General features: G+C 68.4%; 7 protein-coding genes. 4 read left to right on the top strand and 3 right to left on the bottom strand.

Annotation, left to right across the window (positions count from 1 at the left end; genetic code table 11):
- Positions 1-71 precede the first annotated feature (71 nt).
- On the top strand, positions 72-545 hold the full coding sequence (locus tag R1101_RS0114465; RefSeq protein ID WP_016934120.1) for a nitroreductase family deazaflavin-dependent oxidoreductase: 474 nt from the start codon (positions 72-74) through the stop codon (positions 543-545).
- Positions 546-672: 127 nt separating this feature from the next.
- Positions 673-1,992, top strand: coding sequence for a threonine ammonia-lyase IlvA (ilvA, locus tag R1101_RS0114470; RefSeq protein ID WP_026003284.1), 1,320 nt, complete (start codon positions 673-675; stop codon positions 1,990-1,992).
- A gap of 35 nt (positions 1,993-2,027) precedes the next feature.
- Here the strand turns inward: ilvA and R1101_RS0114475 are convergent, their stop codons facing one another.
- Together R1101_RS0114475 and treZ are read right to left on the bottom strand one after the other, a co-directional pair.
- The gene (locus R1101_RS0114475) at positions 2,028-2,303 is read right to left on the bottom strand and encodes a hypothetical protein (RefSeq protein WP_016934122.1); all 276 of its coding nucleotides are present in this window, start codon (positions 2,301-2,303) and stop codon (positions 2,028-2,030) included.
- Between the two features lie 86 nt (positions 2,304-2,389).
- The gene (treZ, locus tag R1101_RS0114480) at positions 2,390-4,138 is read right to left on the bottom strand and encodes a malto-oligosyltrehalose trehalohydrolase (protein WP_016934123.1); all 1,749 of its coding nucleotides are present in this window, start codon (positions 4,136-4,138) and stop codon (positions 2,390-2,392) included.
- A 111-nt stretch (positions 4,139-4,249) separates the two neighbouring features.
- On the opposite strand from treZ, the gene R1101_RS0114485 reads away from it, so the two are divergent.
- Complete coding sequence (locus R1101_RS0114485) at positions 4,250-4,918, top strand: TetR/AcrR family transcriptional regulator (RefSeq protein ID WP_016934124.1); 669 nt, start codon at positions 4,250-4,252, stop codon at positions 4,916-4,918.
- Positions 4,919-4,957: 39 nt separating this feature from the next.
- On the opposite strand, the gene R1101_RS0114490 is transcribed toward R1101_RS0114485, so the two are convergent.
- Positions 4,958-5,371: a YchJ family protein gene (locus R1101_RS0114490; protein WP_026003285.1), complete on the bottom strand. Its 414-nt coding sequence runs from the start codon at positions 5,369-5,371 to the stop codon at positions 4,958-4,960.
- A 158-nt stretch (positions 5,372-5,529) separates the two neighbouring features.
- Between R1101_RS0114490 and R1101_RS0114495 the strand changes: the two genes are divergently transcribed.
- Positions 5,530-6,015 carry a TIGR00725 family protein gene (locus R1101_RS0114495; RefSeq protein ID WP_016934126.1) on the top strand — a complete coding sequence of 162 codons (486 nt, stop codon included), beginning with the start codon at positions 5,530-5,532 and terminating at the stop codon, positions 6,013-6,015.
- Positions 6,016-6,031 lie beyond the last annotated feature (16 nt).

A 6,031-nucleotide genomic window follows, 5' to 3' on the forward strand; every position in this document is an offset into this window, starting at 1 on the left:
GGGAAGAGTTCGGGCCACCGAACTCGGCAATCGAGCGGCGACCGTCACCATGAGCGTGTTGACTGATCGGCATGCCACTGCACGGAGAGTACGAACCGAGTCCCGTCGAATGGAGCGCGAAGCAGGTCGAGGAGTACGAGTCGTCGGGCGGTACCCGCGGCACGACCCTCCAGGGTCGGCCGGTGATCATCCTGACCACGGTCGGGGCGAAGTCCGGCAAGCTCCGCAAGATCCCTCTCATGCGCGTCGAACACGAGGGTGCCTATGCCGCCGTCGCGTCGCTGGGCGGCGCTCCGAAGCATCCGGTCTGGTACCACAACGTCCTGGCGAATCCGCACGTCGAGTTGCGGGACGGCACCGAGATACGGGACATGATCGCTCGCGAGGTCCACGGCGACGAGAAGGCGCAATGGTGGGAACGTGCCGTCGAGGCGTTCCCGCCGTACGCGGAATATCAGGAGAAGACCGACCGTGAGATCCCGCTCTTCGTCCTCGAGCTCGCCGAAGACCCGGAATCGATCGCCGGGGGTGCTGCGGGCGCGTAGCCGATCACGGCGAAGAATCCGAAGATGCTGCCGTCCCCGTGAGGCGGGTCCCGCCGTGGTGGGCGATTCGGGGGAGTGGCAGCATTGACGGGTGACCTCCACTTCGCGAACAGCAGAACCGACGACTGTGACTGCCGTGCCCGGCGCGGCCGACATCGATGCGGCTGCCGAGCGAATTTCGGAGGCGGTCGCCCCGACCCCGCTCGAGCTCAGCCCCCGGCTCTCGGCCCTCGTGGGTGCGAACGTCTACCTCAAGCGTGAGGATCTCACTCGCGTGCGGTCTTTCAAGCTCCGCGGCGCATACAACGCGATGGCACAGCTCGACGCGGCCGAACGCACCGCAGGTGTGGTCACGGCGAGCGCAGGAAACCACGCCCAGGGTGTGGCCTACGCGTGCCGGGTGATGGGAATCCAGGGCCGAATCTACGTGCCCACCCGCACTCCCAAGCAGAAGCGCGACCGGATCCGCGTGCACGGCGGGGACAGCGTCGAACTCATCGGCGTCGGCGACACCTTCGACGCCGCGGCCGCGGCGGCAGCGGACGATGCGCTCCGTACCGGAGCGACGATGATCCCGCCCTTCGACGACGCCCGCACGGCCGCCGGGCAGGGCACGATCGCGCGCGAGATCCTCGAACAACTCGACGGCGATCTCGATGTCGTGCTCGTCCCCGTGGGCGGGGGTGGCCTCGTCGCCGGCGTTGCCGCGTATCTGCGCGAGCGGTCCCCGCGCACGTCGATCGTCGGCGTCGAGCCGGCGGGAGCAGCATCGATGACGGCCGCGCTGGTCGCGGGCGGTCCGGTGACGCTGCCGGAGGTCGAGCCGTTCGTCGACGGCGCCGCGGTCAAACGGATCGGCGACGTTCCCTACGCGGTCGTGTCCGAACTCGGCGCGGAGGTCGTGTCCCATTCGAGCCTGCCGCTCGTGGCCACGCTGCGCCGCGAAGGGCTCGGCCGCGCACCGTTCGGGATGACCCAGATCGACGAGGGTGCACTGTGCACCACGATGCTCGACCTGTACCAGAACGAAGGCATCATCGCCGAGCCCGCCGGCGCGCTGTCCGTCGCCGCCCTCGACGCGATCTCGGTGCAGCCCGGAGCGAACGTGGTGTGCCTGGTGTCGGGCGGCAACAACGACGTCTCACGCTACGGCGAGATCATCGAGCGGTCGCTCGTCCACCGCGGACTCAAGCACTATTTCCTCGTGGACTTCCCACAGGAGCCCGGTGCGCTGCGCCGGTTCCTGGACGAGGTCCTCGGGCCGGACGACGACATCACCCTGTTCGAGTACGTCAAGCGCAACAACCGGGAGACCGGTGCCGCCCTCGTCGGTATCGAACTGGGTGCTGCAGAAGGCCTTTCGTCGCTGCTCCATCGCATGGACGCATCGCCGATCGACGCGCAGCGACTCGAGCCGGGGTCGCCGGCCTATCGTTATCTGACGTAACCGGGCGCCCCGGTCGCGTCAGGAGTGGTGTGCGGTCACCAGTGATTGCACACCCACCACGGGCCCCACCAGTAGCAGTCGGGCCGCCAGTAGTTGTCCCGGTGATGGTCGCGGTCGTAGTTCTTGTCGTGACGGTTGTAGTACTGGTCGTGATCGTGGTGGTCGTAATTTCCGTGGTCATCGTGTCCGCCGCCGACATTCACGATCCCGGGTGCGGTGTCGACGGTCGGGGACGCCGATGCGACTCCGGCGGGAACGAGAACGAGGGCGGTGCCGAGAAATGCGCTCGCCAGAATCTTCCTGGTTTTCATAGGGATTCACCTCGAGAATTCGACGGTACCCGAGACGGTACTCGCTCACTCGTGGCATAATCAACGACTTTTTCGCTCGACGAACGTTATCGCTGGGGCGTGTCCGGAGCCTCGAGGACGGCGAAGGACCAGCCCGGGACGAGCACCGCGGATTCGGTGCGGTTGACGACCGGTTCGTCCCACCACAGCAGCGGCTTCCCGCCGACCGGCACGGTGACGGGATCGGGTCCGAGATTGCAGGCCACGCGGAGCGCCCCGCGGTGCACGACGAGCCACTTCTCCTCGTCGTCGTAGGTCACGTGCACGTGCTCGAGCCAGGGATCGGTGAGCTCGGCGCGGGCTCGCCGGAGCGCGATGAGCGCCCGGTAGCACTCGAGCAACCGGGCGTGCCCGTCCTCGCCGCGTTCGTCCCAGCGCAGTTTCGATCCGACGAAGGTCTCCGGATCCTGCGGGTCGGGTACGTCGGCGGCGTCCCAGCCGTGTTCGGCGAACTCGCGTCGGCGACCCTCGACGACGGCCGCGGCGAGTTCCGGTTCGGGATGCGACGTGAAGTACCGGAAGGGTGTGCTCGCACCCCATTCCTCGCCCATGAACAACATCGGTGTGAACGGTGAGGTGAGTACGAGCGCGGCCTTCAGGGCGAGCTGTCCGGGTTCGAGATAGGCCCCCGGCCGGTCGCCGAGTGCCCGGTTGCCGACCTGGTCGTGCGTGCAGGTGTAGGCGACCAATCCGCTCGCCGGCGTGCGCCGGGTGTCGAGCGGACGTCCGTGGACGCGTCCGCGGAAGGTGGAGTACGTCCCGGCGTGGAAGAAGCCGTGCCCGAGGGTGTACGCGAGGCAGTCCAGGGAGCCGAAGTCGCCGTAGTAGCCCTGTCGTTCACCGGATACCGCCGCGTGGATCGCGTGGTGGACGTCGTCGGCCCACTGCGCGTGCAACCCGTAACCGCCACCGGGCCGCGGGGTGATCATCCGCGGATCGTTCAGGTCCGATTCCGCGATCAGCGACAGGGGACGACCGAGATGGGCGGACAGGCGGAACGTCTCGACCGCAAGTTCTTCGAGGATGTGCGTCGCAGTGTGGTCGACCAGCGCGTGCACGGCGTCCAGGCGGAGCCCGTCGATGTGGAAGTCGCGGAACCAGCGCAGCGCGTTGTCGAGAATGTACTTGCGCACCTCCCCGGAACCCGGACCGTCGAGGTTGATGTTGTCGCCCCAGACGCCCGGTGCCGCGGAGAGATAGGGACCGAAGCGGCCCAGATGGTTCCCGGACGGGCCGAGATGGTTGTAGACGACGTCGAGGACGACCCCGAGACCGCGCGCATGAGCGGCGTCGACGAAACGCTGCAGCGCGTCGGGGCCGCCGTAGGGCTCGTGGACCGCGTACCAGAGCACCCCGTCGTAACCCCATCCGTGGGTGCCGTTGAACGCGTTGAGCGGCATGAGCTCGACGAATTCGACCCCCAGTTCCACGAGTTCGTCGAGTCGGCCGATCGCGGAGTCGAGGGTGCCCTCGGGGGTGAAGGTCCCCACGTGCATCTCGTAGACGATGCTTCCCGTCAGTTGCCGACCGGTCCAGCCGCGATCGGTCCACTTCGTTCCGTCCACCACGTGCAACTGCGACGGCTCGTGCACGCCCTCGGGCTGCCGGGGCGACCGCGGGTCCGGGAGGACCGCCCCGGTGTCGTCGTCGAGCACGAAACCGTATCGGGCGTCGGGGGCGACATCGACGATGGCACGCCACCAGCCGTCGTCGTCGCGTTGCATGTCGTGGAGCGTTCCGTCGGCGAACAGGCGGACGGACGACGGGATCGGAGCCCAGACCTCGAAGGTGTGCACCCGACCAGCATGCCGTGTCGGCGGCCCCGGTGCAGCGGATGAGGCCGTCGGGAGCCAGGGCTGCGGTGCATCAAATTTTGCTGCAGCTGCAATGCACTCGATACTGGGGAAGTGAACCCGAATCCCGAGCGAGCCCGCCGACGGTACATCTCACCGTTGCGGGAGGAGTCGGCGCGTCGTACCCGCGAGACGATCCGCGACGCCGCGGCGCGCCTGTTCGTCCGCGACGGCTACGTCAGCACCACCGTCAAGAACATCGCGGACGAAGCAGGTGTCGCCGTACGGACCGTGTTCACCGCCTTCCCCGGCGGCAAGGCGGAGATCTTCCGCGAGGCACTCGACCACGCGGTGGCCGGCGACGGCGACCCGCGGGCGGCCACATCGGATCCGGAACCCCACAAGGGAAGCGGCACGGTCTCGCACGTGGATCTGGTGGTCGAGCAGCTGGTCCGCTACGGCACCGCGATGCTCGAACGTGCGGGTGGGCTGCTCATGACCTCCGTGGAATCGTCGGGGGCCGACCCCGACATGCGTCGATTCGCGGCGGACGACGCGAAGGCGACGGCCGAGAACGCCCGTACCCTCGCCGAAGGGCTCGAACACGCCGGCTGGCTGCGCGAGGACGTCACCGTCGAACACGCCGCCGACGTCCTGTTCACCCTGAGTTCCCCGCAGGTACATGCCCTGCTGCGACGCGAGTGCGGATGGGATGTCGATCGGTACCGGCAATGGCTCTCCGGCACTCTCCGCACGACGTTGCTGCGCACACCCGCGCCGTGACGTCGGTGCTCTGCCCGATCGCACCGTGACGGACTCGATTCAGTCGTCGCCGTGATCGTCGAGGTAGAGCCACTCGCCGTTCTCCCGCACGAACCGGCTGTGTTCGCGCATGGAGTCGGGCACGCCGGACGCCGTCCAGTGCGCGCGGAAGTCCACCCTGCCGGTGGTGTGCAGGAATCCGCCACCGGTGGTGTGCACTATCTCGAGCCCCGTCCAACGCTGCTCGGGGTCGAACTCGATCGAGCGCGGGCGCGTGGTCGGATGCCAGGTCCGCATCAGGTACGCCGCATCGCCCACCGTGAATGCCGTGTACCGCGAACGCATCAGCCGCTCCGCGGTCGGGGCGTTCGCGCCGGCCAGCAGTGGCCCACAGCATTCGGACAGGGGTACCCCGCGACCGCACGGGCACGGGGAATCCGGGCGGGTATCGGCTCGGCGCTCGGCTCTGCTCATGGCCACAGTGTCCCCCAGCCGGTCGCTCGGCCGGCCTCGGGGCGGTGGCTGCGGAGGATCGCCACTGCCGGCGACGAGCGCGGTGTTGTGGAGCGACCGATGCCGGATCGCGAATGATGTTCTCGGACCGCGCGCTCCGGAGCGTTCCATGATGCACAATGCCGAACATGAACGCGCAGCGCTATGTCGGGGTCGTGGGTCCGGGTGAAGCCACGCCCGAACAGCGACGTATCGCCCGGCAGGTCGGAGGGCTCCTCGCCGGCCGCCGGGCCGTCGTGGTCACCGGCGGCCTGGGTGGGGTGATGGCGGCGGCCTGTCGCGGCGCTGTGGAAGCCGGCGGGACGACCCTCGGTCTGCTACCCGGGGACGACCGTGCCGAGGGCAATCCCTATCTGACGGTGGCCGTTCCCACCGGTCTCGGAGAGATGCGCAACGCGCTGCTCGTGCGCAGCAGCGACGCGTTGATCGCGGTGGGCGGCAGCTGGGGCACGATGAGTGAGATCGCGCTCGCGGTCCGGATCGGCGTTCCGGTCATCGCCATCGGGGGCTGGAAGATGCCCGCTGCGGGAGTGCTCGACGTCGAATCGCCCGCCGAGGCCGTCGAGTGCCTGCACGCACTGTTGTGGCGTAAGGATCCGGTGTGATCCGACCGTGGACACG

This window comes from Rhodococcus sp. R1101 (genome assembly GCF_000278445.1).
Taxonomy (GTDB): Bacteria; Actinomycetota; Actinomycetes; order Mycobacteriales; family Mycobacteriaceae; genus Rhodococcus; species Rhodococcus gordoniae.

What these genes read in the sequence shown, in the direction of transcription:
- R1101_RS0114465 (WP_016934120.1), top strand. Translation starts at nt 72, where the DNA reads ATGCCACTGCACGGAGAGTACGAACCGAGTCCCGTCGAATGGAGCGCG.
- R1101_RS0114475 (WP_016934122.1), bottom strand. Translation starts at nt 2,303, where the DNA reads ATGAAAACCAGGAAGATTCTGGCGAGCGCATTTCTCGGCACCGCCCTC.
- R1101_RS0114490 (WP_026003285.1), bottom strand. Translation starts at nt 5,371, where the DNA reads ATGAGCAGAGCCGAGCGCCGAGCCGATACCCGCCCGGATTCCCCGTGC.
- R1101_RS0114495 (WP_016934126.1), top strand. Translation starts at nt 5,530, where the DNA reads ATGCCGAACATGAACGCGCAGCGCTATGTCGGGGTCGTGGGTCCGGGT.